Annotated in this window: 25 protein-coding genes and 1 pseudogene; 16 read left to right on the top strand and 10 right to left on the bottom strand. The window is 67.0% G+C overall.

Annotated features, from left to right (window positions below):
- Window positions 1-291: 291 nt before the first annotated feature.
- Window positions 292-1,881: an MFS transporter gene (locus tag AB0280_RS20840; RefSeq protein ID WP_366368618.1), complete on the top strand. Its 1,590-nt coding sequence runs from the start codon at window positions 292-294 to the stop codon at window positions 1,879-1,881.
- 205 nt (window positions 1,882-2,086) lie between these two features.
- The gene (locus AB0280_RS20835) at window positions 2,087-3,223 is read left to right on the top strand and encodes an FUSC family protein (protein WP_366368616.1); all 1,137 of its coding nucleotides are present in this window, start codon (window positions 2,087-2,089) and stop codon (window positions 3,221-3,223) included.
- On the opposite strand, the gene AB0280_RS20830 is transcribed toward AB0280_RS20835, so the two are convergent.
- Window positions 3,191-3,964, bottom strand: coding sequence for an SDR family NAD(P)-dependent oxidoreductase (locus tag AB0280_RS20830; protein WP_159633849.1), 774 nt, complete (start codon window positions 3,962-3,964; stop codon window positions 3,191-3,193). The genes AB0280_RS20835 and AB0280_RS20830 overlap by 33 nt on opposite strands.
- A gap of 192 nt (window positions 3,965-4,156) precedes the next feature.
- Between AB0280_RS20830 and AB0280_RS20825 the strand changes: the two genes are divergently transcribed.
- A complete protein-coding gene (locus tag AB0280_RS20825; protein WP_307487590.1) occupies window positions 4,157-4,480 on the top strand; it encodes a hypothetical protein in 324 nt (107 codons plus the stop codon).
- Window positions 4,481-4,513: 33 nt separating this feature from the next.
- Here the strand turns inward: AB0280_RS20825 and AB0280_RS20820 are convergent, their stop codons facing one another.
- The 7 genes from AB0280_RS20820 to AB0280_RS20790 form a co-directional block, all read right to left on the bottom strand.
- The gene (locus AB0280_RS20820) at window positions 4,514-4,843 is read right to left on the bottom strand and encodes a GNAT family N-acetyltransferase (protein ID WP_159633855.1); all 330 of its coding nucleotides are present in this window, start codon (window positions 4,841-4,843) and stop codon (window positions 4,514-4,516) included.
- Between the two features lie 15 nt (window positions 4,844-4,858).
- On the bottom strand, window positions 4,859-6,178 hold the full coding sequence (locus tag AB0280_RS20815) for an acyltransferase family protein (protein ID WP_366368613.1): 1,320 nt from the start codon (window positions 6,176-6,178) through the stop codon (window positions 4,859-4,861).
- Window positions 6,179-6,264: 86 nt separating this feature from the next.
- Window positions 6,265-6,669, bottom strand: a complete 405-nt coding sequence (locus tag AB0280_RS20810) for a DUF1304 domain-containing protein (RefSeq protein ID WP_366368611.1) — start codon at window positions 6,667-6,669, stop codon at window positions 6,265-6,267.
- A gap of 124 nt (window positions 6,670-6,793) precedes the next feature.
- A complete protein-coding gene (locus tag AB0280_RS20805; protein ID WP_159633864.1) occupies window positions 6,794-7,669 on the bottom strand; it encodes a class II fructose-bisphosphate aldolase in 876 nt (291 codons plus the stop codon).
- Window positions 7,669-9,135 (bottom strand): GntP family transporter, encoded by a 1,467-nt coding sequence (locus AB0280_RS20800; protein WP_275182265.1) that lies wholly within the window; start codon window positions 9,133-9,135, stop codon window positions 7,669-7,671. Before AB0280_RS20800 ends, AB0280_RS20805 begins: the two co-directional genes overlap by 1 nt.
- Window positions 9,136-9,303: 168 nt before the next feature.
- A complete protein-coding gene (locus tag AB0280_RS20795; protein ID WP_224024499.1) occupies window positions 9,304-10,203 on the bottom strand; it encodes an NAD(P)-dependent oxidoreductase in 900 nt (299 codons plus the stop codon).
- A gap of 81 nt (window positions 10,204-10,284) precedes the next feature.
- Window positions 10,285-11,781 (bottom strand): four-carbon acid sugar kinase family protein, encoded by a 1,497-nt coding sequence (locus tag AB0280_RS20790; protein ID WP_307487580.1) that lies wholly within the window; start codon window positions 11,779-11,781, stop codon window positions 10,285-10,287.
- 173 nt (window positions 11,782-11,954) lie between these two features.
- Between AB0280_RS20790 and AB0280_RS20785 the strand changes: the two genes are divergently transcribed.
- Together AB0280_RS20785 and AB0280_RS20780 are read left to right on the top strand one after the other, a co-directional pair.
- A complete protein-coding gene (locus AB0280_RS20785) occupies window positions 11,955-12,659 on the top strand; it encodes a FadR/GntR family transcriptional regulator (protein ID WP_159633876.1) in 705 nt (234 codons plus the stop codon).
- A 113-nt stretch (window positions 12,660-12,772) separates the two neighbouring features.
- Window positions 12,773-12,985 carry a dodecin gene (locus AB0280_RS20780; RefSeq protein ID WP_159633879.1) on the top strand — a complete coding sequence of 71 codons (213 nt, stop codon included), beginning with the start codon at window positions 12,773-12,775 and terminating at the stop codon, window positions 12,983-12,985.
- 76 nt (window positions 12,986-13,061) lie between these two features.
- On the opposite strand, the gene AB0280_RS20775 is transcribed toward AB0280_RS20780, so the two are convergent.
- Window positions 13,062-13,268 (bottom strand): hypothetical protein, encoded by a 207-nt coding sequence (locus AB0280_RS20775; RefSeq protein ID WP_159633882.1) that lies wholly within the window; start codon window positions 13,266-13,268, stop codon window positions 13,062-13,064.
- A 152-nt stretch (window positions 13,269-13,420) separates the two neighbouring features.
- Window positions 13,421-14,320 carry a helix-turn-helix domain-containing protein gene (locus tag AB0280_RS20770; RefSeq protein ID WP_224024495.1) on the bottom strand — a complete coding sequence of 300 codons (900 nt, stop codon included), beginning with the start codon at window positions 14,318-14,320 and terminating at the stop codon, window positions 13,421-13,423.
- A 214-nt stretch (window positions 14,321-14,534) separates the two neighbouring features.
- Between AB0280_RS20770 and AB0280_RS20765 the strand changes: the two genes are divergently transcribed.
- The 11 genes and pseudogenes from AB0280_RS20765 to AB0280_RS20715 form a co-directional block, all read left to right on the top strand.
- On the top strand, window positions 14,535-15,356 hold the full coding sequence (locus tag AB0280_RS20765) for an aldo/keto reductase (RefSeq protein WP_307487577.1): 822 nt from the start codon (window positions 14,535-14,537) through the stop codon (window positions 15,354-15,356).
- A gap of 54 nt (window positions 15,357-15,410) precedes the next feature.
- A complete protein-coding gene (locus tag AB0280_RS20760; RefSeq protein WP_307487576.1) occupies window positions 15,411-16,382 on the top strand; it encodes an aldo/keto reductase in 972 nt (323 codons plus the stop codon).
- Entirely contained in the window at window positions 16,376-17,398 is a 1,023-nt protein-coding gene (locus AB0280_RS20755) for an NAD-dependent epimerase/dehydratase family protein (RefSeq protein WP_307487575.1), read from the top strand. The genes AB0280_RS20760 and AB0280_RS20755 overlap by 7 nt, the downstream gene beginning before the upstream one ends.
- Before the next feature lie 76 nt (window positions 17,399-17,474).
- Window positions 17,475-18,212, top strand: coding sequence for a TetR/AcrR family transcriptional regulator (locus tag AB0280_RS20750; RefSeq protein ID WP_307487574.1), 738 nt, complete (start codon window positions 17,475-17,477; stop codon window positions 18,210-18,212).
- A 135-nt stretch (window positions 18,213-18,347) separates the two neighbouring features.
- Complete coding sequence (locus AB0280_RS20745; protein ID WP_307487573.1) at window positions 18,348-19,604, top strand: acyl-CoA dehydrogenase family protein; 1,257 nt, start codon at window positions 18,348-18,350, stop codon at window positions 19,602-19,604.
- A gap of 49 nt (window positions 19,605-19,653) precedes the next feature.
- Window positions 19,654-20,850, top strand: a complete 1,197-nt coding sequence (locus tag AB0280_RS20740; protein WP_307487572.1) for an acetyl-CoA C-acetyltransferase — start codon at window positions 19,654-19,656, stop codon at window positions 20,848-20,850.
- Between the two features lie 24 nt (window positions 20,851-20,874).
- Window positions 20,875-22,431: a long-chain-fatty-acid--CoA ligase gene (locus AB0280_RS20735; protein WP_307487571.1), complete on the top strand. Its 1,557-nt coding sequence runs from the start codon at window positions 20,875-20,877 to the stop codon at window positions 22,429-22,431.
- 80 nt (window positions 22,432-22,511) lie between these two features.
- Window positions 22,512-23,345: an aldo/keto reductase gene (locus AB0280_RS20730; RefSeq protein WP_275182253.1), complete on the top strand. Its 834-nt coding sequence runs from the start codon at window positions 22,512-22,514 to the stop codon at window positions 23,343-23,345.
- Window positions 23,346-23,477: 132 nt separating this feature from the next.
- Complete coding sequence (locus AB0280_RS20725; protein ID WP_043451908.1) at window positions 23,478-23,744, top strand: GlsB/YeaQ/YmgE family stress response membrane protein; 267 nt, start codon at window positions 23,478-23,480, stop codon at window positions 23,742-23,744.
- Window positions 23,745-23,870: 126 nt separating this feature from the next.
- Window positions 23,871-24,296 (top strand): YtxH domain-containing protein, encoded by a 426-nt coding sequence (locus AB0280_RS20720; protein WP_159633914.1) that lies wholly within the window; start codon window positions 23,871-23,873, stop codon window positions 24,294-24,296.
- A gap of 217 nt (window positions 24,297-24,513) precedes the next feature.
- A pseudogene (locus tag AB0280_RS20715) lies at window positions 24,514-25,245 on the top strand (HNH endonuclease signature motif containing protein); the annotation flags it as partial.

The following is a 25,245-nucleotide window of genomic DNA, read 5'->3' as shown; positions in this document are numbered from 1 at the left end:
GGACCGTGGCAGCGGTCACTTTTTGCGGCCGGTTTCCCGCGGGAGCGGGCTTGAAACGGAGCAACTTGGAAAAATTTTGGTAACGGCGCCGTTCATCAGCCTGCTTCCCAGTGATCACGCGGGAAAAGCCGGGGGAAAAATTTCCGGAACCGGCCCCATATCGGGCCCAAAAGGGAGCATGCTACGTCATCAAACTGCCCGGACGCTAGAGGAATCCCGTAAAATTGAAGGCCTGCCCGGAGCGGGGCAGCTACAAGTCGCAAGCAAATGACCTCCACAGGAGTTGCCCAAATGCCCACAGACCGAAGCATGACCGACTCTTCAGCAGGCGCCAGGAGCGCCCGCGGAACCGACCCTGCAGCCCCCACGGCTGCCAAGAAGCCCAGGCTGCTGCCACGCCGCCAGCTCAAGGAATCCGATGTCAACGTGGTGGACCAGCCCATGCTCAAAAAAGCACTGGGCGGCACGATCGTTGGCAACACCATGGAGTGGTACGACGTAGGCGTTTTCGGCTACCTCATCACCACCATGGGCCCGGTGTTCCTCCCTGAATCCGATCCCACCACCCAAACGCTGTTCCTGCTGGGAACCTTTGCCGCCACCTTCATCGCCCGTCCTCTGGGCGGCGTGATCTTCGGCTGGCTGGGCGACAAGATGGGCCGCCAGAAGATCCTGGCCACCACGCTGATGATCATGGCGGCCAGCACGTTCGCCGTCGGCCTCCTGCCCGGATACGCCCAGATCGGCCTCTGGGCTGCAGCGCTCCTGGTGCTTCTCAAGGTCATCCAGGGCTTCTCCACCGGCGGCGAGTACGCCGGCGCCACCACGTTCGTCAGCGAGTACGCCGCTGACAAGCGCCGCGGCTTCTTCGCCAGCTTCCTGGACCTGGGCAGCTACCTCGGCTTCGCCATCGGCGCTGCCTTGGTCTCTGTCCTGCAGCTGACCCTGGGCCAGGGCACCATGGAGGACTGGGGCTGGCGCATCCCGTTCCTGGTTGCCGGGCCGCTGGGCCTGATCGCCGTGTACTTCCGGAGCAAGATCGAGGAATCGCCGCAGTTCCAGGCCACCCTTGACGCCCAGGAAGAAAACGCCAAGAACGCCTCCGCCGGGGACACCGCCACGGCCAAGGGACCCGTCGGTATCGTCAAGGCCTACTGGCGCCCCATCATTGTGGCCATGGTTGTTGTGGCCGCTGCCAACACTGCCGGCTACGCGCTGACGTCCTACATGCCCACGTACCTGACCGAGTCCAAGGGCTACGACGAGGTGCACGGCACGCTGCTGACGATTCCCGTCCTGGTGGTCATGAGCCTCTGCATCCCGCTGACCGGCAAGCTCTCCGACCGGATTGGCCGCCGTCCTGTGCTCTGGATCGGCGCTGTCAGTACTATCGCCCTGGCCATCCCGGCGTTCATGCTGATTGGCATTGGGCAGATCTGGTCCACCCTCGCCGGCCTGGCGCTGATCGCCTTCCCTGTGACCTTCTACGTGGCCAACTTGGCATCGGCACTGCCGGCCCAGTTCCCCACCTCCAGCCGGTACGGAGCGATGGGCATTGCCTACAACTTCGCCGTAGCCATCTTCGGCGGAACCACCCCGTTCATCGTGGCCGCGCTGATCGGGGCCACCGGCAACGACATGATGCCGGCGTACTACCTGATGGCCACCTCCCTGGTGGGCGCCGTGGCCATCTACTTCCTGAAGGAATCCGCCAACCGGCCGCTCCCGGGATCGATGCCCAGCGTTGACACCCAGGCAGAGGCCAAGGAACTGGTGGCGACCCAGGACGAGAACCCGCTGATCAACCTGGACGAACTGCCGTTCGACACCCAGGACGGCACCGACCCCCACGCACACCGCGGGGTTCCGGCCGGGGCATAGGCCCAGCCTCCCGGGCACTCTTGTAGCCCACGCTCACAGGCCCGTCCCGCGTGCTTCCTTGGGGGAAGCACGCTGGGCGGGCCTTTGCGCGCCTGCCCGATGTCCTCCCGTGACTGCCGGCATGTGGCTCTGCATGGGGCGCGGTGATACGGTCGCAAGGGCCCTCGGGCTGCAGTAGATCCATAGAAACAGGACAGGTCGGGACATGAAGCGCGTTGTGGAGCAGGTACGCGCGCTCCACCGGTTGGAACCTGCCAACGGCGACCACCTTGCCGCGCTCCGCGTGGCCCTCAGCGTGGCGGTACCGTCGCTGCTCCTGCTGGCCGCCGGCCGTACCGACCTCATCATCTACGCCGTGTTCGGCGCGCTCACCGGCATGTACGGCCGCTCGGAACCGCACCAGCTCCGGCTCCGCCACCAGGGCCAGGGCGCCCTTGTGCTGCTCACCGGCGTGGTGGTGGGAGTAACGCTCTCCATCAACCACATCCACTCCTGGTGGCTCGTGGCAGTGGAAGCGACCCTGGCCGGAGTGGGGTCGGTGTACGCGGACAGGGTCCGGCTGAAACCCAACGGGCCCTTTTTTGGAATCCTCGCCCTGGGCGCCTGCGCTTCCGTTCCCACCGCAGTCCCCTGGTACACCGCCATGCTCATCGCGGTGGCATCCTCGGTGTTCTCCATCCTGATTGGCTTCAGCGGCTGGGTTCGGCGGCGGTCGTGGGAGCCAGGGGCCACCCGGAGCGTCCCGCGCCGTTCGGCGGCGGGGCGCCGGGAGTTGTCAGTCCACGCCGCCCGGTACGTCCTGGCGGTGGGTGCCGCCGGGACCGTGGGCGTCATCAGCGGCAGCGGCCACCCGCACTGGGCCATGGCCGCGGCCGCCGTACCCCTGGCCGGAGCAGACCTGCCCAGCAGCGTCCGGCGGGGCGTCCACCGCATTGTCGGGACGTTCCTGGGACTGGCGGTCACCGCCGTCGTCATCATCCCGGGACCCTGGACCCTGGCGGCGCTGTACCCGGCGCTTCAGGAGCCGGTACACCGGGCGGTGGTGCTGGCGCTGCTGGTGATCCTCTTCCAGTTCGCCACGGAACTGTTCATGACCAGGCACTATGGCCTGGCCATGGTCTGGTTCACCCCGGTCATCCTGCTGATAACCCAGCTGGCCTCCCCCACCGAACCCCGGGTCCTGATCCTTGAGCGGGCCGTGGAGACGTTGGTGGGCGCGCTGCTGGGGATCCTGGTGGTGCTGGCCGTCCGCAGGTCCGGTGCCCGGCCGCGGAAGGCCCTTCCCGGGCTGCCGGCCAGGCGCCCCGGCCTACTTCGGTTTCCGCGCCGGCCCGGCCATTAGCCGCGCCGGCGCCACCTTGGCCACGGCGGCAACCACTTTGTACCTCTTGGAGGGGATGGACACCGCCTTGCCGCGTTCGTTGTCCGCCAGGCCTTCCCTGACCACCCGCTCCGCGCGCAGCCACGTCCAGGACGGGGCCACCGACTTGTCCATCCCCATCCGGTCGTGGAACTCCGTGTGGGTGAAGCCCGGGCAGACGGCTGTGACCTTGATGCCCCGCTTGCGATAGGCCAGGTTTGCCCACCGGCTGAAGCTCACCAGCCACGCCTTCGCCGCCGAGTAAGTGCCGCGCGGCAGGAACGCAGCCACGCTGGCCACATTGATGATCCGGCCCTCCCCGCGCTCCAGCATCCCCCTGAGTGCCGCATGGGTGAGCACCATGGACGTTTCCGCGTGCAGCTTCAGGTGGCGCCTCTCCTCCGCTGCGTGGTTGTCCTCAAAGTTGTGCAGCAGGCCGATCCCGGCGTTGTTCACCAGGATCCCCACCGGCCGCGTGGCGTCTTCAAGGCGTTCGACGACGGCCGCGACGTCGTCGTCCTGCGTCAGGTCGGCGGGAAGCACCTCCGCCGTGACGCCGTACCGCCGCCGGAAGTCTTCCGCTGTTTCTGCAAGCCGGGACGCGTTGCGCGCCACCAGGACCAGATCATGCCCCTGGGCAGCGAGCTGCTCGGCAAATTCATGGCCCAGGCCGGCGCTGGCGCCAGTAACGAGTGCTGTGGTTCGGGTGGTGGTTGGCGTCATGCTGCCAGCCTAGCCAGAGAGACGGCTGTGTGGGCTGTTGTGGCTGCTGGCTGCGGGGCCGATTCCCAGCCGTAACTTGTGCAACAAATAGTAAGCATGCTTTGCTTACGGTGATAGATGAACCTCCGCAAGCAGTTCGCGGCGGGGCTGCCAATGCCGGCGGTTCCGTGAAGAAGCCCAAGGAAGAACATAATGACCACCGCAATGGAACACCAGCTGACGGCGCTTGGGGCGCGCACCGAGGCAGCTGGGCAGCTCTTGTCCACAACCGTACCCGTGGACGCAGGGTTGCTGATGACCCTGAATTCGCGCATGCACTGCCGCACGCCAATGCAGCGCGTCGACCATGACGAGCTTCCGGTCCGGCAGCCCGTATATGTTGACGGGGACACCGTAGTTTCACTGCGTCCCGGGTCCGTCCCGGACAGCATCGTCACTTACCGCTGCGCCTGCGGCTTCACTATCGATGATCCGGGCACCGCCATGGGGATCACCGACCAGGCGCTGGCCAGCTGACCCGCCGCCGGCACTAATGCCGGCGGCCCGGGATCAGCGCTCCGGCCAATCGACGAATTGTTCGTAGCCTTCGTGCTTTCGCAGGTAGCTGGAAATGAACGGGCAGTGCGGAATGATCCGCTTGCCGGTGGCCACCACGTCATCCAGGGCAAAGTGTGCAAGGACCTTGCCCAGGCCTTGTCCCTCGAAATCCTCGCCGGTCTCGGTGTGGGTGAAATCGATGTGCCCGGGAAGATCGTGGAAAAAGGCCTGGACAGCCAGCCTGCCGTCCACCAGGAGTTCGTACCGGTGCTGTGCGTCATTGCGCCGCAGCGAGACATTTGCGGTGAACTTGTCCTCAGCGGACGTGGTGTTCTCGGTCATGGTTCGACACTGGCACTACTTCAGTCCGCTGGCAATGGTCCTTCGGCCATGGCGGCGCCGGTATGGTTGCCGGCGCCGCAGCGGAAAACCGCCCAGCAAAACGATCGCCACCGAGAAACACACCGTGCCGGCGGCCAGCAGTCCCAGTGACAGTCCGCTGAGCGCGGCGTCCGCCACGGGGATGAAGACCACGACGACGGCGGCCCCCGCCGTGGCGGGCCGGCAGCGCAGGGTGACGGCCGTCGTCGTCCGTTCCTCCAGATGGCCAAACGCGGCGGCCACCGGCAGGAGCAGAATGAGCAGCGCCAGGACCACCAGGGGCCGCGACCACCACCATGCAGCGGTGCCGGCGCCGGGCTTGGGGATCGGCGCCAGGAGCAGCAGCCCGGACATGCCCACCAGCAGCGGCAGGTGCCACAGGTACACCGTGAGGGATCTGCCGCCAACCAGCACCAGCAGCCGGCCGACCCAGCCCACCCCGGCCAGCGGCGCCAGGACCGGACGCGCCAGTTCCATGGTGGCCAGCTGCGGGACGGCCAGGATCACCAGGGTCAGGTTGGGCGGGTTGAGGTTCACCAGCATATTTCCGCGGTACAGCCCCAGCCCGGTCACGAGTCCCAGCAGCAGGTGTCCGGCCACGGCAATGCCCAGCAGCTCGGAACGGGACAGGCGGGAAAAGTGGCCGTCGGCGGCCAGGAAACCCAGTTGCTGGACCGCGCACCACACGAACACCAGGTTGGCGTTGGCGAGGTCCGGCAGGACGCCCCGCAGGCAGTCCACAGCAACCACGAGCCCGGTGAGCAGGCAGAAGCCAAGCCAGGGCGCCCGCGCATGCAGTGCCGCCAGGGCCGGGATGTTCAGCTGCGCCGCGAGGTAGGCGGCCAGGAACCACAGGGGCATGCCCGCCCCGGCTGCCATGAGCTGGACCACCTGCCGGTCCACGCCGAGCGCCGCCGCCACGGACAAACCCACCACCATCGTTGCCAGCAAAGGGGTGGCCGGGCGGAGGAGGCGCAGGAGCCGGGCGCGGATGAACTGGGCCGCGGTGCCTCCGCTTGCCTTGAGCCGGCGCCAGGACTGCAGTCCGGTCACGCCGCCGGTGACGAAGAACAGGGGCATGACCATGAAGATCCAGATGATGGGCTCGAACCAGTCCTGCTGGGCCAGGGTGTTCTCGGTGGTCACGGTTCCGTCCGGGTGCAGGACCGGGCTGACCATCATGGAGTGCCCCACCACCACCAGCGCCAGGCAGATGAACCGGACAAGGTCGATGACCGGATCACGGTCCGCCGTGTCCGCCCCGGTTCCTGTCCCCCGCCCCACGGTGCTGCGCATGGGACCTACAACGGCTCGACGCTGCCCACGGCACTATTGTGCCCCCGTTGCCTGCGCGGGTTTAAGGACTTACGCCCCTTCTGCCCCTATTGCAGCACGGCAAGCAGTCCGAGCACGACGGCGAGCAGCGGCGTGGTGCCCTGGGTTGCCGCGGCGCGGAGGTACTTGCGTCCGGTGAACGCCAGGACGGCGGCCGCCAGCAGCATGGAACCGCAGCAGCTGAAGATCAAGGTCCAGCCTGCCACGTCCTGCACCGATCCCGCCCCGCCAAACACCACGAGCCCCACTCCAACGAACGCCCCGACGGCCAGGAACAGGTTGTAGAAGCCCTGGTTGTACGCAAGGGATTTGGTGGTCTCAGCGTCCTGTTGGGAGGCAACCCCAAAGCGCTTCCAGGTGGCGGGCCGGGTCCAGGTAAGCGACTCCATGGTGAAGATGAAGACGTGCAGTGCGGCGGCAAGGAAGGCAAAGAGAAGGGAGGCCAGGATCATTGCTTGATCCTAGCCTCCCGGCGAAACCTTCCTCCCGCCTGGCAGGCGGGATGAAAGCGAAAAGGAGGAGGCCAGGACCGGCTGCTTGATCCTGGCCTCCCGTTCGTGGAAGATTCCGTTCCCTCTACCGTGCCAGCGTCGCCAGCGTGGTGGCAGCGAAGCCCTTCGCCGACGTGTTCCACAAAGCCAGCAGGCCCTGCAGGTTCTCACCGTCGGCACGGTGTGCGGGAAGCTGGTCCTGGAGGGTGGCCAGGACGCCGGTCCGCAGTTCGGTGTTGAAGTTGACCTTGCCAACGTTCATGGCCGCGGCCTTGACCAGCTCTTCAGCGGGAATGCCGGACGCACCGTGCAGCACCAGCGGAATATGGATCCGCGCCGCAATGTCCTGCAGCACGTCCCAGCGCAGCCGCGGCTCGCCCTTGTACTTGCCGTGGACGTTGCCCACTGCGACGGCCAGCAGTTCCGCCCCGGTGCGGGACACGAAGTCCTCCACCTGCGCTGAGTCGGTCAGGCCTGCCACCTCGGCGACGGACTGGCCGGCCCCCGCGGCATCCAGTGGATCCACGCCGAAGGCACGGTCCTCGTCTCCTGCCAGGCCGCCGAGTTCCGCCTCAAGCACCACGTCGGAGCCCAGCAGGGCACGGGCAGCCTGGACCAGCGCAATGTTGTCTTCGTACGGAAGGGACGAACCGTCGGCGAGGACGGAATCCGCCCCTGCCGTGACGGCGTCGGCCATCACCTGGAGGTCGGAGGCGTGGTCAAGCTGCACAGCGACGGGGACGGCGGCGGCGTCAGCCAGGCCACGCAGCGCGGAGATCAGCCGGAGGCCGTTCGCGGTGGCGGCGGTCTTGGGTGCCACCAGCAGGATCACGCCCCTGCCGGATTCCTCGGCGGCGCCCACCACGGCCAGCGCGGTGGTGAAGTCGTAGCAGGTGAAGGCCGGCACTGCAGAACCCTGCTGCAGGGCGGAGGTGACCAGGTGGTCCAGACGGGTTTGCATCAGGCGCCCAGCCCTCCCACCAGGATCCAGGCGACGAAGGTCAGCAGGAAGCCGGCCACGCCCAGGATGGTGGTCAGGACGGTCCAGGTCTTCAGGCCGTCGGAGACGGTGAGGCCGTAGTAGCGCACCACCACCCAGAAGCCGGCGTCGGTTACGTGCGACAGGCCCAGGGCGCCGAAGCCGATGGCAATGACGATCACGGCGATCTGTGCCGGGCTGTAGCCGCCGCCGCTGACTGCTGCGGACAGCAGGCCGGTGGTGGTCACGATGGCCACGGTGGCCGAACCCTGGGCGGCGCGCAGGGCCAGCGAGATGATGAAGCCGAGCAGCAGCAGCGGGACGCCGAGGGTGTCCAGGGTCTTGGACAGCGCCGATCCAATGCCGGAGACCTGGAGTACGTTGCCGAACACGCCTCCGGCGGCCACCACCATCAGGATGGAGGCGATGGGCGGCAGGGAGCCTTCGAAGATCTCGCCGGTTTCCTTGAAGGACCAGCCGCGGCGGACAGCCAGCAGGAAGAAGGACAGCGCCACGGCCACCAGCAGGGCCAGGAAGGGGTTGCCGATGAAGGCAGCGAGGCCGTACAGCGGATCGGACTTGGGAAGCACCAGGGTGCCAACGGTACCGAGCAGGATCTGCACGATGGGCGCTGCGATCAGGAAGATGATCAGGCCCGGGCGCGGGGGTGCGATGGCGGCGGCTCCGGGACCGTCGTGGCCCACCTTGACCAATGATTTGGAGCCGAACTCCTCCACCTGGGCCTTCACGGCCGGCAGCAGCTCGTAGTCCTTGCGGTTCATGATGGACGCAACCCAGTAGGACAGGAAGCCCAGGGGCACGCAGATCAGCAGCGAGATCAGGGCGATGAGCCCGATGTCGGCACCGAGCACGCCGGCGCCGGCCACGATTCCGGGGTGCGGCGGTACCGCGACGTGGATGGCGAGCATGATGCCGGCCATGGGGAGGCCGAACTTCACGGGGTGGACCTTGGCGATCTTGGCGAAGGCGTACACGATGGGCACCAGCACGATGATGCCCACCTCGAAGAAGACGGGGATGGCCACGAGGAAGCCGACGGCGGTCAGCGCCACGGCAACGCGCTTGGCTCCGAGCTTGCGGGTGAAATGATCCGCGAGCGACTGGACGCCGCCGGACACCTCGATCATGCGGCCCAGCACGGCGCCGAGCGCGATCAGGATGGCAACCTTGCCCATGGTGCTGCCCACGCCGCTGGAGACCACGGTGAAGATGTCCTGCAGCGGGATGGTGGCCGCCACGGCCACCAGGATACTGACGGTGAGCAGGGCCACGAAGGCCTGGATCTTGAAGCGGATGATCATCACCAGCAGGATGGCGATGCCCACCGCTGCGATGGTGAGCAGTACCGGGGTGCCCAGCTCAACGGCGGGCTTGATGGCCGGGGCATCGGCCGCCCGCTGTATCAGCGGGCTCATCAGGTGGTTCACGGGGGGATGTCTCCTTTGACGTGCCGGTCCCGGGCAGGGCGGCATCAGGGAATGGTGGGGTGGGGATAAACGTTGCGGGACTGCGCCGGCAACGCTGGGAGGTACGACGACGGCGGAGGGGGGACCGCCGTCGTCGTACGTCTTGTGCGCAAGGGCAGGAGGAGTGGCTTACTTGGTGCGCTTGGCGGGAGCGACCACCTTGATGACGGCGGAGTCATCGGCGGCGGCGAGGCCCTGGGCCTGGCCCAGGAGGTAGAGCTGTTCGGCGGCGGCGGCAACGGGGGCTGCCAGGCCGGCGGCGCGGGTTGCCTTGCCCACGATGCCCATGTCCTTGACGAAGATGTCCAGGCGGGACAGCACCTCGGCACCTTCCTCGTTGTAGGCCTCCAGGATGCGGGGGCCGCGGTTGGAGAGCATGAAGGAACCTGCCGCGCCTGCTTCCAGGGCAGCGAGGGTCTTGGCCTGGTCCAGCCCCAGGGCGTCGGCCAGGGCCAGGGCCTCGGCGGCGGCGGCGATGTGGACGCCGCACAGGAGCTGGTTGACCGTTTTCAGGGCCTGGCCGTCACCGGGGTTGTCGCCCACCACGGTGAGGGTGGAGGCGAGCAGGTCCAGGGCGGGGGCGGCCTTTTCGCGGGCTTCAGGGGAAGCGCCGACGACGATCAGCAGGTCGCCTTCGCCGGCGCGCTTGGGGCCGCCGGACAGCGGCGCGTCCACCAGGTCCACGCCGTATTCAGCCAGCTTGGCGACCGTGGCGGGGATGGCATCGGTGCCCACGGTGGAGCCGAGGATGACGACGGCGCCCGGCTCGAGCACGGAGGCCACGCCGTTTTCGCCGAAGAGGACGTCGTTGAGCTGTTCACCGTTGCGGACGGCCAGGAGGACGGCGTCGGCACCCTTGGCGGCTTCGCGGGCCGTGCTGAAGGTGGCGATCCCGGCTTCCCGGGCGAGTTCCAGGCGGGGTTCGGCGATGTCGAAGCCGTGGACGGTCAGCTGCGAGGCCAGGCGGGTGGCCATGGGCAGGCCCATGGCGCCGAGGCCCAGGACGGTGACGGTGTAGTTGCTGGTCATGGTGTTTCTCCTTGAAATTTACTGGGCCCACGCCGGCGAGGGCCCCGGCCCGAGCCTGCGAGGGTTGGGAGCCGGTGGGGATTAGAAAGTGTTGCTGAGCTTGCGGGTGACCTGGGCCAGCGAGTCGTCATCGCCCACGTTGCCGGCGAAAACGATGTACGGGATGCCCTTGGCGGGACCGTCCACGGGTTCCCAGAGGGAAACGATGCCCGGGAGCATGGGGCCGCGGACAATGGCATGGCGGATTTCCAGCCCGTGGGCTGCCACGTCCGAGGACGTGATGCCGCCCTTGGCAATGACGAAGCGCGGCGGGAAGGTCTTCAGGGTCCGGTTGACCACATCCACGACGGCGGCGGAAACGGTCCGTGCGATCCGCAGGCTTTCGGCGGGGTCGTCGGTCTTGATGAGGAGCCGGCTGGTGTGCACAATGACGTCGCCGGTGTGGAGGGCTTCGACGACTGCGTCCACGGTCTGGTCCAGGTGCGCCTTGGCTTCATTTTCCTCGCCGAGGAGTTTCTCGACGTCGATCTCGATGATCCGGGCGGAGCTGTGTTCCGCGGTGAGGACGTTGAGCTGGCGCGTGGTGACGCCCACGTGCGAGCCCACCACGATCAGGCCGCCGGCCTCCGACGGCGTGTTGCCCGCGTAGGCCTCCTCCGAGGTCAGCGCGCTGCGGATGTCCTGGCCGATGCGGCCGCGGACGAACGGCGGCCCGACGCGGTACAGCAGCTTCTTGCCGCGGCGCTCGGCTTCTTCCAGGCCCAAAGCCAGCGCGCGGAAGTCGTTCTCGGTGACGATATCCGCGACGATGGGCGTGGAATCGGAGGCCGGTTCGATGGCGTCGGCGATGGCCTTGGCCGAGATGGCCGGGTCCTGGGCGGCGGAGCCGGCACGGATGATGTTCAGGTCCAGGACAATCACGGAGTCTGCCGGGAACCTGCCCTGCGACTTTTCCGCGACGTAGTCCGCCATGACGGAGGTGCTGAAGCCGAAGGAGGCGTCCTTGGCGAACTCGGTCTCGGAGACGGGGACCAGGGTTCCCTTGGCGTCGCCGGTGCCGCGCATGTAGTGGACACCGCCGATGGTGAGCCTGCCGGCGTCGGGGAAGGCAGGGACCAGGACAACGCCATCGGTCTTCTCGCCGCTGACATCGGCAACCGTGGCTGCGATGACGTCCGGTTCCAAGGGGAAGTGGCCGCGGAGGGTGGAATCGCTGCGGCTAACGAAGCCCAGGCGAAGACTGGAACCGGCGGAGTCCTGCGATCCTGCTGCCGCCAGGGCGTTGCGGACCACTTCCTCGTTGCGGGCTGCCGCCTCGGCCGGGTCAAGGCTGCGGGTGTTGGTGAGGACGTACACAGCGGGCTTGCCCTGGCCGAAAGCCCAGGTGAAGTCTTCCACTTCCCAGCGGGTGAGCACGGGCAGGTCTGCCACAGACTGCGTGCCGGTGGGGTCGTCGTCGAGCACTACCAGGACGCGGGGAACCGCCGCGTTGGAAGCGGCCAGCGCGCCGGCAACCAGCCCGGCGGGAATTTCGAGGTCTGCCGGATAGGCGGCCAGAACGTCTGCTTCATGCGTCACAGTGCACTCCGTTGTGTAGCGATCCGGGCTCGCGGATCCAGATGTAAAGGTAACTGTAAGATGTCTGACATCTTGCATTTGAAAATTAGTGTGGCACACAGCATACGGACGCGCAAGTACACTTGTCTGACATATCCGCCAGGCGTCGGCCGGAGAGAGCGATCGGGGGCAACATGGCAAGGAAGTCACTGGTGGGCGTGGTGGCCGATGAGCTGCTGGACCGCATCATCGAAGGCGAGTTTCCGCCCGGCTCCACCGTTCCCGGCGAACACGAACTGAGCGCCCGCCACGAGGTCAGCCGCATGACGGTCCGCGAGGCGATGAAGACGCTGCAGGCCCAGCGCATCCTCAGCGTGGAGCGCGGCCGGGGCACCTTCGTTAATCCCTTGAGCCGCTGGGCCTCCCTCGAAGCCGTGCTGCGCGCCGCATCCGAGGGCAAGAACGACGCCGATGCCTCCATCCAGCTCATCGAGCTGCGCAGGATGCTCGAAACGGGCGCCTGTGAACTTGCCGCAGGACGGATCGTCGAGGAAGACATCACGTCCCTTTTCAACTACATTTCCGCGATGAAGGCCGCCCACAGCATCAACGATGTTGCCGCTTTCGTGGAAGCAGACCTTGCGTTCCACGACGTCATCCTGCGGGCATCCGGGAATGTGTTCGTGTCGGTCCTGTTTGAGCCGCTGCACCGCGTGCTGGAAAAGCGCAGGACCGAGACCTCCGCCGTCCCTGCGATCCAGGAGCACGCAATCGGCCATCACCAGAACATTGCCGAGGCCCTGGAGTCCCGTGATCCTGACCGGTCGCGCCAGGCCATGGACGCGCACATGCAGCAGACGCTCGATGACTTGAAGCAGCTGGTGCTGGACGCCAAGTAGCCTCCCGTGCCGCGGTCCTGATTACCCCGGGCCCCTGTTCAACGCTCCCGCAGTCCTACTAGGCTTCAGGAACGGCCCGCAACCGGGAGCATCGACGATCACGAGGAGCGAAGTTGTCCAACCACACGTACAGCATTTCTGAAATTGTCGGCACCTCCACCGAGGGCGTGGACGACGCTGTCCGCAACGGCATTGCCAAGGCATCCCAGACCCTGCGGAACCTCGACTGGTTTGAGGTCAAGGAGGTCCGCGGCCACCTGGAGGACGGAAAGGTCGCAGACTGGCAGGTCACCATCAAGATTGGCTTCCGACTGGAAGATCACTAACGCCAAACACAGCTGACCCGCAGCCAACACGTTCCTGACGGTGTTAGCTGCGGGTCAGTTGCGCTTAAGGCAGGACCTAGTTTGCCGTGCCGGGGCTGCGCCGCCGCCAGACGGTGGGCACGCCGTCGAATGCCGGGAACACGTGGCCCTCGAAGAAGGACAGGACCGTGTGGGGATCGATGTCGGGGCTCCAGAGGCCGGAAGCCGGGCAGTGGGAACCGGTGGCGGTGGAGGCGGCGCCGGCAGAGGCCTGGCGCTCCTTCAGCAGGGCGATGCGTTTCATCGTTGAGACCATCCTGGGGTGATAAGAACTGGGCAGGGAAAGCTGGTACTCCCACCCTAGGAAAGGGCCGGCCCGCCACCAATGGGCGGCTGGCCAGAATCACCCCACTTCGCTGGACGAATGTACAGTGGCGTGGGCGCGCGCATGGCCGGTCAGCCCGCGTCGCCGCTTTCGGCCATCGCGGCAGGGTCCCGTTCCAGGCCGGCATCCGGGGCTGCCCCGAGGCTTCCCAGCAGTGCCAGGGCGTCCGACGACGGCGATCCCGGCCGGGCGGAGTACACCCGGAGCGTCTGGTCGGGGTCCTCCGGCAGGACCAGGTTTTCAAAGTTCAGTTCCAGGTCCCCCACCGCTGGATGGTGCAGCCGGACGGTGCCTGCAGCGCGGGTGGCAACCCGGTGCCCCGCCCACCACTGGCGGAAGTGTTCGCTGTGGACCGCCAGCTCCCCCACCAGGTGGTTCGCCTGGGGGTCGTTGGGGTGCCGGCCCACGTCCAGGCGGAGGGAGCCCGCGGCTTCTGCCGCCACGGTTTTCCAGTCCCTGAACAGTTCCCGCGCAGCCGGGTCAAGGATGGTCCAGCGTGTGAGGTTCCGCTCCGCGGGCGGCAGCGCGGGGAAATCGGCGAACAAGAGGAACGCCATCCTGTTGCCGGCCAGCACGTCGTTGCGGCGGCCCAGCACCAGCGCGGGCACCTCCCCCACCGCGTCCAGGAGTTGGCGCAGCGCCGGCCGGACGCCCTGGGCTGCATTGGCACCCGGTTCGCGGGGAGCGCCCGCGCAGTTCTCGAGCAGGTCCAGCATGTGCGCGTGCTCGCTGCTGTCCAGCCGCAGGGCCCTGGCAACGGCGTCCAGGACCGTGCGTGACGGGTGGATATTGCGGCCCTGTTCCAGCCGCACGTAGTAGTCGGTGCTGACCCCGGCCAGGCGCGCCACTTCCTCACGCCGCAGGCCCGGAACCCTGCGGGCGCCCGTACTGGGGCCCGTCCCTGCGACTTCCGGGCTCAGCCGGGACCGCATGGCTTTGAGGAATTTTCCGAACTCGGCGCTTTGACCCATGCAGACCATTGTGCCTGCGTTGGCGTGGCCTGCTCTACAACGAAGGTAGGACTGGCGGTCCTAGGAAAAACAGGATCAGCCTTGGCTGCTGACTTGATGGCGGAAAGTGCATAGGCTCAGGAGTGAGCCGGTGGAAACCGATTTCTCACTGTGTTTCCCCACTCGTCGAGCAACCGGCATCGTTCCCAGCACCATACGTCCAAGGAGTACACCCATGTCAGAGCTGACACTCAACAACGGCGTCACCATTCCGCAGCTTGGCTTCGGCGTTTTCCAGGTCCCGCCGGAGGACACACAGCGAACCGTGGAGGACGCGCTGGAAGCGGGCTACCGCCACATCGACACCGCTGCGGCGTACCGCAACGAGGCAGGGGTAGGGGCGGCCCTCGCAGCCACAGGGATCCCCCGCGGGGAAATTTTCGTGACCACCAAGCTCCGCAATGGCGAGCAGGGCCGGGCGCAGGAGGCGTTCCAGAACAGCCGCAAGGCCCTGGGCCTGGACTTCATCGACCTCTACCTCATCCACTGGCCGGTTCCTTCGCAGGGCCTCTTCGTCCAGGCATGGAAGGAGATGGAGCGGCTGTACGAAAACAAGGAGATCCGCGCCATCGGCGTCTCCAACTTCCTCTCCGACCATCTGGACGCCCTGCTGGAATCCGCGGAAACAGTGCCCGCCGTCAACCAGATCGAGCTTCACCCCAGCTACCAGCAGGCGGACCTTGCGGCCAAGTGCCGCAGCCTGGGCATCGCCGTGGAGGCGTACAGCCCACTGGGGCAGGGCGGTGACCTTAACGGCAACGCCGTCACCGCAATCGCCGACGCCCACGACGCCACTACCGCCCAGGTAGTGCTCGCCTGGCACCTCGCCAACGGCAACATCGTCATTCCCAAATCCGCGAATCCGGGCCGCATCCGGGAAAACTTCGCGGCTTCGTCCCTCAAGCTGTCCGAAGACGAACTGTCCGCCATCACCGCACTGGAGTCCGGCGCGCGCATTGGCTCCGATCCCGCCGTCGCCTCCTTCACCCAGATGTAGGTTCCAGCCGGCCCACCCACCGGTTTGGCAGGCCTACCGTTGAAAGGATCTTCCATGCAGTACACCCATCTGGGCCGCTCCGGCCTGAAAGTCTCCCGCCTCTGCCTCGGCACCATGAACTTTGGGCCGCAGACGGAGGAGGCGGACGCCCACAGCATCATGGATTCCGCGCACGAAGCCGGCATCAACTTCTTCGACACCGCCAACGTATACGGCGGCGCCGACCACCGCGGCTGGACCGAGGAAATCATCGGGCGCTGGTTCGCCAAGGGCGGCGAGCGCCGGGAGCACACCGTCCTGGCCACCAAGCTCTACGGCACCATGACGGACCGGCCCAACGAGTCCAAGCTCTCGGCCCTGAACATCCGCCGTGCGCTGGACGCCAGCCTCAAGCGCCTGCAGACGGACTACATCGATGTGTACCAGTTCCACCACATCGACCGCGACACTCCGTGGGACGAGATCTGGCAGGCCATCGAAGTGGCCGTACAGCAGGGCAAGATCCTGTACTCGGGCAGCAGCAACTTCGCCGGCTGGCACATCGCCCAGGCGCAGGAGGCAGCACGCCGCCGGAACTACACGGGCCTGGTCAGCGAGCAGTCCATCTACAACCTGTTCATGCGGCAGGTGGAACTGGAAGTCATCCCGGCAGCACAGCAGTACGGGCTGGGCCTCATTCCCTGGTCGCCGCTGCAGGGCGGGCTGCTGGGCGGCGTGCTGAAGAAGGAACGCCAGGGAGTCCGCCGCACGGAGGGGCGGGCAGCGGAAACGCTGAAGAAGCACGAGGACCAGATCCGCCAGTACGAGGACTTCGCCGACGAACTGGGCCACGAACCCGGCGACGTGGCCCTGGCGTGGCTCCTCCACCAGCCTGCCGTGACCGCACCGATCGTGGGCCCCCGGACCCAGGAACAGCTGGACGCCGCAATCCGCGCCCTGGATGTCTCCCTGGATGGGGACGCACTCAAGAGGCTGGACGACATTTTCCCGGGACACCGCCCGGCACCGGAAGACTACGCGTGGTAGGCACAATCGCCGCAGATACGGTGGCGCCGAGGAGCATCCTTTTCATCGGCGGGACCGGGGTCATCAGCGCGGCGGCGGCAGAACGTGCCGCCGCGCTGGGCCACCGGCTGACCATCCTGAACCGGGGGCAGTCCGGCAGGCCTGTCCCCGACGGCACCGAAGTGCTGCACGCCGACGTCCGCGATGCGGCCTCCGTCAGGGAGGTGCTGGGCGGAAGGGAGTTCGACGCCGTGGCGGACTTCATTTCCTACACTCCGGACCAGGCCCAAACCAGCATGGAGTTGTTCCGGGAGCGGACGGGTCAGTACGTCTTCATCAGCTCGGCCTCCGCGTACCAGAAGCCGCCCACCAGGCTGCCCATCCGAGAGTCCACGCCGTTGAAGAATCCGTTCTGGCAGTACTCCCGGGACAAGATCGCGTGCGAGGAGCTGCTGTTCAGGGCCTACCGGGAGGACGACTTCCCGTTGACGGTGGTCCGGCCCTCGCACACCTATGACCGCACCAAGATTGCGATGGTGGGCGGCTGGACGGACATCCACCGCATGCGCAGCGGCCTCCCGGTCATGGTCCACGGTGACGGCACCTCGCTGTGGACGTTGACGCACAGCAAGGACTTTGCCAAGGCGTTCGTCGGCCTGCTTGGCCGGCCGCAGGCGGTGGGCGAAAGCTACACCATCACCTCCGACGAGTACCTGCCCTGGAACCAGATCTACGGACTCTTCGCCCGCGCCGCGGGCGTCCGGAAACCGGAACTGGTGCATGTGGCCTCCGAAACCATCGCCGCGCACGACCAGGAACTGGGTTCCAACCTCCTGGGGGACCGGTCCCATTCCGTGGTCTTCGACAACACCAAGATCAAGGCCTTGGTCCCGGACTACACCGCCACCATCCCGTTCGCGGACGGAGCACGGGAAATCGTGGCCTGGTATGACAGCCACCCGGAGCTGCAGCAGGTCAACGGGGCCTACATGCAGCTTTCGGACAAGCTGACCGGCTGGGCACGGCTGGGCGCCTGAAACCGGCCACAGGCTGGCCTTCCGCAGCCGGCGGCAGGCCAGCCTGCCGGAGGGCAGCTGTGCTAGATTTCGGCGCATGACTTCGCCCCCTTCCCACCTCCCCGTCGAGGGGCATCCTGCCGGTGGGCCTGTCGCGGCAGCCATTGGCCTCCTGGCGAAGCAGGGTTTCGACGCAACATCCGTTGAGGAACTCGCAGAAGCCTCAGGCATGAGCCGCAGCACATTCTTCCGCAGGTTCGGGTCCAAGGAGGACGTTGTCTTCGCCGACCACGAGCAGATCCTGCACCAGGTCAATGAACGGCTCGCCGGATCCAGGCTCGGGCCGCTGGCCGCGGTGGCGGACGCGGCGCTGCTGGTTTTCGACCACCACCTGCGGAACCCCCAGACCTCACGCGCCCGGTACGGGCTGTTGCAGGCAGTGCCGGCCCTCCGCGACCGGGAACTGGTAACCTCGCACCGGTACGAGCGGGCCTTCCTGCACTACCTGAATGACAAGCTGCCCCGGAACGACCGGCGCGAATACAAAGCCGTCGCCTTCGCTGCAGCGGTGGTGGCCGTGCACAACGCCTTCCTGCGGGAGTGGCTGCGGGCCGCGCCTGGCGCCGGGGACACCACTGCAGGCGACCGGGAAAGGGCCACCGCCCTGGCCGCCGAACTCCAGGCCTTGGCGGAAACCTTCCGGCCTGCACTCCTGGGCAGCCCGGCGGACGCCGCCGCGCCCGCCCAACCCTCCCCAACCGTCGTCGTCACCGTTTTTCCCGGCCCTGCCGACAAGGATGCGATCGCCCAGGCGGTCCGGGACGCGCTCCCCTAGCCCCAGCGGCGCCACCTCCAGCCCTGGTACCCAGTTTCTTGACGTGGAACTGCGTTTCATTGCATCCTTGGTTGGTGTGGTCCAGGCCACAAGGCCCCGGCCCTCCCGCCGCCGCTGATTCAAAGGATGCATTCAATGACGACGACGTCGCCCGCCCTCGCGCCCACCCGCACCGTGGCTCCCGCCGGCTTCCCCGCCGGAACAGTGGAGCCGGAATATGTCCTGACCGAGGCCCTCGGGACGGACCCGGCGTCCATCCTGGCCGGCGTCGGAGACGAGGACCGCGCCTACTGGGAGCGCGCCCGCAGCTTTGTCCAGGACGAGGTCCTGCCCGTCATTGACGGCTACTGGGAACGCGGCGAGTACCCGCTGCACCTCCTCCAGCGCCTGGGCGAACTGGACCTGCTCCGCGACGGCATCACCGTGGAGGGCTTCGCACCCATGAGCAGCATGGCCGCCGGCCTGGTGAACATGGAAATCAGCCGGGGCGATGGATCCGTGGCCACGATGATTGCCGTCCAGGGCGGCCTGGCCCTGCGCTCCGTGGCTGAATGCGGATCCGCGGCGCAGAAGGAACGCTGGCTGCCGGCGATTGCCAGGGGCACGGAATACGCGGCGTTCGCCCTCACCGAGCCTACCCATGGCTCCGACTCGGTGGCCCTGGAAACCACGGCAACCCGCACGGACGGCGGGTTCCTGCTCAACGGCGAGAAGAAGTGGATCGGCAACGGCTCCGTGGGCGGCGTCAGCATTGTCTGGGCCCGGGGCGACGACGGCCAGGTCCACGGCTACCTGGTTCCGCAGGACTCCCCCGGCTACACCGCCACCAAAATCGAAGGCAAGCTTGCCCTCCGCGCCATCTGGCAGGCCCACATCCGCCTGGAGGACGTCTTCGTCCCCGAAGAGAACGTCCTGCCGGGTGCGCGCAGCTTCAAGGACACGGCCCGGGTGCTGCTGGCGACCCGGCTGGGCGTGGCCTGGTCCGCCGTCGGCCATGCCACCGCCTGCTACGAAACGGCCGTCCAGTACGCCAGGCAGCGCAAGCAGTTCGGCCGGCCGCTGGCCGCGTCCCAGATCGTCCAGGAGCGGCTGGCCCGAATGCTCAGTGAACTGGCCACCATGCAGCTGATGGTGGTGCAGATGACGCGGCTCGATGAAGCCGGAACCCTCACGCCCGAGCAGGCATCGCTCGTGAAGTACACCTGCACCCGGACCGCACGCGGCATCGCCTCCAACGCCCGTGACCTGCTGGGCGGCAACGGCATCCTGCTGGAAAACCGCGTCGCCAGGCACCTTGCCGACATCGAAGCCATCCACACCTACGAAGGCACCGAAACCATGCAGGCGCTCATCATCGGACGCGGCATCACCGGCACCTCCGCCTTCGCCTAAGCCCTGCCGTTCGGCTTTGGCTGCCCATCATCCCCTGAAAGGACTGTTCTTGAACCAGAACGCCAACATCCCCGTCATCCTGGGCGGCGCCCGCACCCCGTTTGGCAGGTTCCGCGGCGGACTCACGCCCTTTTCCTCCAGCGAACTGGGCGCCCACGCCATCCGCGCCGCGCTGGAACGCACCGGCGTGGCACCGGAGCAGATCGGCGCCGTCATTGTCGGCCAGGTCATCCAGGCCGGCGCGGGCCAGGGCCCCGCACGCCAGGCCAGCCTGGCCGCCGGAATCGGCTGGGACGTTCCCACCATCACCATCAACAAGCTCTGCCTGTCCGGCCTGACGGCCGTGATCGACGCTGCCCGGATGATCCGCACGGGGGAAGCCGACTTCATTGTGGCCGCCGGCCAGGAATCGATGACCAACGCGCCGCACCTGGTCCCCGGGCTGCGGGCCGGCGTCGTCATCGGAGATGCCCCCATGCTGGACTCCCTGAACCATGACGGGCTGCAGGACCCGGTGAGCAAGAAGCTCATGGGTGAGGCCACCGACGCCGGCAACGCCGAACGCGGCATCACGCGCGAAGAGCAGGACGCCGTCGCGGCCCGCTCCCACCAGCGTGCCGAAGCCGCCCGCGCAGCCGGGATCATGGCGGAGGAAATCGCACCGATCGGGATACCGCAGCGCAAGGGACCTGCCGTGACCCTCGAACACGACGAAGGCATCCGTCCGGACACCACCGCCGAATCCCTGGCGCAGCTCCGCCCCGCGTTCTCCAAGGCGGAGACCGCCACCATCACGGCAGGGTCGTCGTCGCCCCTTTCCGACGGCGCAGCGGCGCTGGTCATTGCCAGCAAGGCAGCCGCGGAAGCAGCAGGCCTGGAATGGATCGCCGAGATCGGCGCCCACGGCCAGACCGCAGGCCCCGACGGATCCCTGCATTCCCAGCCCGCCCGCGCCATCGAGCGGGCGCTCAAGGACCAGGGACTCACGGTGCAGGAGCTGGACCTGGTGGAAATCAACGAGGCCTTCGCCTCGGTCCTCATCCAGTCCGCCAACGATCTCGGCATCGACACCGAAACTGTCAACGCCGAAGGCGGCGCCATCGCACTGGGCCACCCCGTGGGCGCCTCAGGTGCACGCCTGGTGCTGCACCAGGCGCTGGCCTTGAAACGCCGCGGCGGAGGCACCGGGGTCGTGGCCCTCTGCGGGGGCGGCGGCCAGGGCGACGCCCTGATCCTCACAGCGTGACCCATCCCAACAAAGAAGCAGGCCATGACCAACACCAACTCCGCTGACGGCTTCGCCACCATCTCCGTCGCTGCCGTCCTGGCAGAATCAGCCAAGAGGAATCCTGACAGCATCGCCCTCGTTGTGGGCGAGGACCAGGTCAGCTACGCCGACCTGTGGAGCCAAACCCGCGCCTATGCCGGTGCACTGCGGGCGCGGGGAATCGGCCCGGGAGACGCCGTCGCCGTCCTGATCCCCAACGTGCCGGACTTCGCGCGGGTGTACTACGCCATCCTGTCGCTGGGCGCCATCGTTGTCCCGGTCCACGCCCTGCTCAAGGCCCGCGAGATCGAGTACGTCCTGCAGGACAGCGGCGCCAGGCTGCTCATCTGCGCCGCTCCCCTGCTCACGGAGGGCGCCGCCGGTGCTTCAGCCAGCGGGGTCGATGTGCTGACGGTCATGGCTCCCGACGACGGCGGGCTTCCCCGGCTGGAAGCGGAGGCGGCCGCCGCGGAGCTGATCCGGACGTACGAACCCTGCCGCCCATCGGACACGGCCACCATCCTGTACACCTCAGGCACCACCGGCAAGCCCAAAGGCGCACTGGGCAGCCACTTCGCCCTGGTGGAACAAACCAGCGTCCTGCTGACCAGCGTGATGGACTTCCGGCCCGGCGACGTCCTGTTCGGCGGCCTGCCGCTCTTCCACACCTTCGGCCAGACGGTGGTGCTGAACACGGGCCTTCGCGCCGGGGCCACCATCGTCCTCATGCCCCGGTTCACCGGCCCGGACGCCTTGAGGCTGCTGGCGAAGCACGACGTGAACATCTTCCTGGGCGTCCCCACCATGTACGTGGCACTCCTGGAGGCCGCCAAGACCGTGCCGGACCGGCCGGCGGCCCTGCGCTACGGCATCTCCGGTGGAGCCTCGCTTCCACTGGCAGTGATGGACCGGTTCCGTGACGTCTTCGGCGTGGAGATCCATGAGGGCTACGGCCTTACCGAGACATCCCCCGTTGCGGCCTTCAACCACGTGGGCATGCAGCCACGGCCCGGCACCATCGGTATCCCGATCTGGGGAGTTGCTATCGAAATCGCCCGCCCTGAGGTGACGGAGCGGATCGAATTGCTGCCCAACGGGGAACTCGGCGAGCTGGTGATCCGCGGCCACCTGCTGATGAAGGGCTACCTCAACCGGCCTGAGGCCACCGCCGAGGCCGTGGTGGACGGCTGGTTCCGCAGCGGGGACCTTGGCACCAAGGACGACGACGGCTACCTCACCATCGTGGACCGCAAGAAGGACATGATCATCCGCAACGGCTACAACGTGTATCCGCGGGAGGTGGAGGAAGTCCTGCTGACACACCCTGCAGTTGTCAGCGCCGCCGTTTACGGCATCCCGCACGATGTCCACGGCCAGGAAATCGCGGCCGCCATCGTGCTGGACGCGGGGGCCAGTGTCACCGAGACCGAGCTGATGGACTTCGCCAGCGCCCAGCTCGCGGCCTACAAGTATCCGCGCGTGGTCAGGATACTGTCCGAGCTCCCGCTGGGACCCAGTGGAAAGATCCTGAAGCGGAAACTGGCGGAGGAACCGGCCTAGGCCGCCGGCAGTATCCTCCGGGCCGTCCCGAATCGCGGGCACCGGGAGCCGGGACGGCCAGGAGGGGGCAGACTGATCGCATGACACTTGCACCGCTCATCGACCTCAATGACGGCAACAGGATTCCGCAGCTGGGGCTTGGCACCTGGCCGCTGGACGACGAACAGGCGGCCGCCGCCGTCGTACAGGCCGTGGAAGCCGGGTACCGGCATATCGACACCGCCGTGAAGTACGGCAACGAACGCGGTGTGGGCAACGGCATCAGGGCCAGCGGCGTGGACCGCAGCGAGCTCTTTATCACCACCAAGCTGGACGGGGAATTCCAGGGCCACGACCGCGCCGTAGCAGGCCTGGAGGGGTCGCTGGCGCGTCTTGGGCTGGATTACGTGGACCTGCTGCTGATCCACTGGCCTCTGCCCGGCAGGGATCAGTACATCTCCACCTGGCAGACCTTTGAACGGCTGCAGGCCGAGGGAAAAGTCCGGTCCATCGGAGTGTCCAATTTCAAGCCGGCGCACCTCGAGCGGCTGATGGCGGAGACTGACGTGGTGCCTGCGGTAAACCAAATCCAGCTCAGTCCGGCCATCACGCGGTCCGCCGAGCGGGAATTCCATAGCCGGCATGGCATTGTTACTGAGTCTTATAGTCCGTTGGGCGGCTCGGGGGCGGGTTTATTGGGCGCTCCCATCCTTTCCCAACTGGCGGAAAAGCATGGGAAAACCCCTGGCCAACTCGTCCTTCGGTGGCACATACAAAACGGATTGGTAACGATTCCGAAGACCGCTTCGCCGGTGCGGATGGCAGAGAACCTGGACGTGTTCGATTTCGCCCTGGATCCGCAGGATCTAGCGGAATTATCGATCCTTGACGAGGGTCCCGGAGCGGGCAACGACTCGGACCAAACGGGACACTGAAACCAGCCTCAACTGCACTTTTTTCCAAAAACGGGGTTGGCAAAAAGATAGTAAGCATGATTACTATTGAGCCAGAAGGATGAAGTGCCTCCGGAACCTGGAGGCCTCCTTTACTTAGGAAGAGAGCTTCAAATGGGATTTATTGCATTTCTGATTCTCGGACTTATTGCTGGTGCGATCGCTAAGGCGATCCTCCCGGGCAGGCAGGGTGGCGGCTGGGTCATCACTCTGATCCTGGGCGTCGTTGGCGCACTGCTCGGTGGCTGGCTGGGCGGGATGATCTTCGGCAGTGGACTGCAGGAGTTCTTCTCGATCCAGACGTGGCTGCTGGCGATCGTCGGCTCGCTGATCGTCCTTGCCATTTACGGCATGGTCACCAAGCGCAGCGCCCGCGGATAACTGCACGGGCAAGCCAGGAAGCCGGCCTGGGGACATCATCCCCGGGCCGGCTTTCGTTTTCCCCGGCAACCGGCGCCCGCTGCCCCGGCCGGGACTGACAACCTTCTCGCAGAGCAGGAGATCATCGTGAAAAACAAGCTTCTTTTGGGTGTAGGCGTTGCCGTGGGATACGTCCTCGGTTCGCGGTCAGGCCGCGCTGCTTACGACAAGCTGAAGGCCCGCGCGGCCGGCATCTGGGACAGCAAGCCGGTCCAGGACAAAGTGTCCGTGGCGACGGAAACCATCAAGGAAAAGGCGCCTGAAGTGGCAGACCAGCTTGGGGAAGCCGCACGCAGGGCAGGCACTGTGATCGGCTCTGCCATGCACCGTGACGGCGCCTCCGGTGGCGGCCAGGCCTCAGGACCCTCTGCTGCTGCTGCCCCTGGTACTTCCACCGGCACGTCCGGGACCGGCGACGCCGGCGCCCTGGGCGGGGACCACATCCCAGCCCACAGCACCCACCCGGAGACCACCAACCTTGGTACGTCCGATGGGAACGGCACGAAGTCCTAGTTGACGCTTCACCGGTCATTCATGACGCGGGTCCCCCCGCATGACATGGGAATGACCAGCCGTTGTGCTACAACTGAATCGCCTTGCCGGCCGTCGCGATCCTTGGGGGACGCGGCGGCCGGCAGTGTTTAAGGGTGGATCCACTACGGTTCGCGCGTATTCCACATAGGGGTCTTTGGGTCTCTTCGTTGTCAGGGGTGGCTGGCAAAGTGGGGTTATGGAGGCCATCGGGGAGCATCTTGGTGAGGCGTACGGCCGGAAAGCGTACGACGCCGGCAGCTGGCTGCCGCACCCGGCCCACCTTCATGCGGTCCCAGGGGAGGCTTCACAGCACCGCGCCACAGGTCCTGGCCACCAGGACCTCCTGGCTGGGTTGGCGGCCCGGCTCGCGGCCGTTTCCCTGGCCGCCCCGGATGTGCTGGAGTCTGCCTCCTATCTCGAAGCCGCCGAGTTCGCCGCCCGCGCGGAGGAGCTCGCCCGGAGCGTGGAGTACCTGCAGCTCCTGGGCGCCGGGGCGGTGGACCGCACCCGCGCCCAGGCCATCACCGACGCCGCAGCCACGGCCCGTGCCGCCCGGTCCGCCGCCGTGGTTGAGACCGACGCCAACTGGCCCAATCCGCCCGCCGGTCCCGGCCACCCGGTCGTGACGTCACCGGCCGACGACGGGTGCCGGAACACCGCAGAGTTCCTCCGCCTGCGCCTGCACATCCCCATCCGCGAAGCCCGCCGCCGCCTCACCCTCGCCCACCAGGTCCTCCCAGCCACCAGCCTCACCGGCGAACCACTCCCACCAGCCCGGCCCCACCTCGCCGCCGCAATCACCCCCACCACCACAGGGGCCACCGACACCGACTCCGACACCGGGATCACGTCCCCGGCCGGGCACGGACCTGCCGTGTCCTCGCATGCTGCGGCCATCATCACGGCAACCCTCGACCGGCTCCAGCAC

Origin of the sequence: Pseudarthrobacter sp. 902506025 (assembly GCF_040702325.1) — a bacterium.
In the GTDB taxonomy this organism is placed as follows: Bacteria; Actinomycetota; Actinomycetes; order Actinomycetales; family Micrococcaceae; genus Arthrobacter.
The sequence above is the reverse complement of the archived record's forward strand: the minus strand, read 5'-3'. Positions and strand labels throughout refer to the sequence as shown.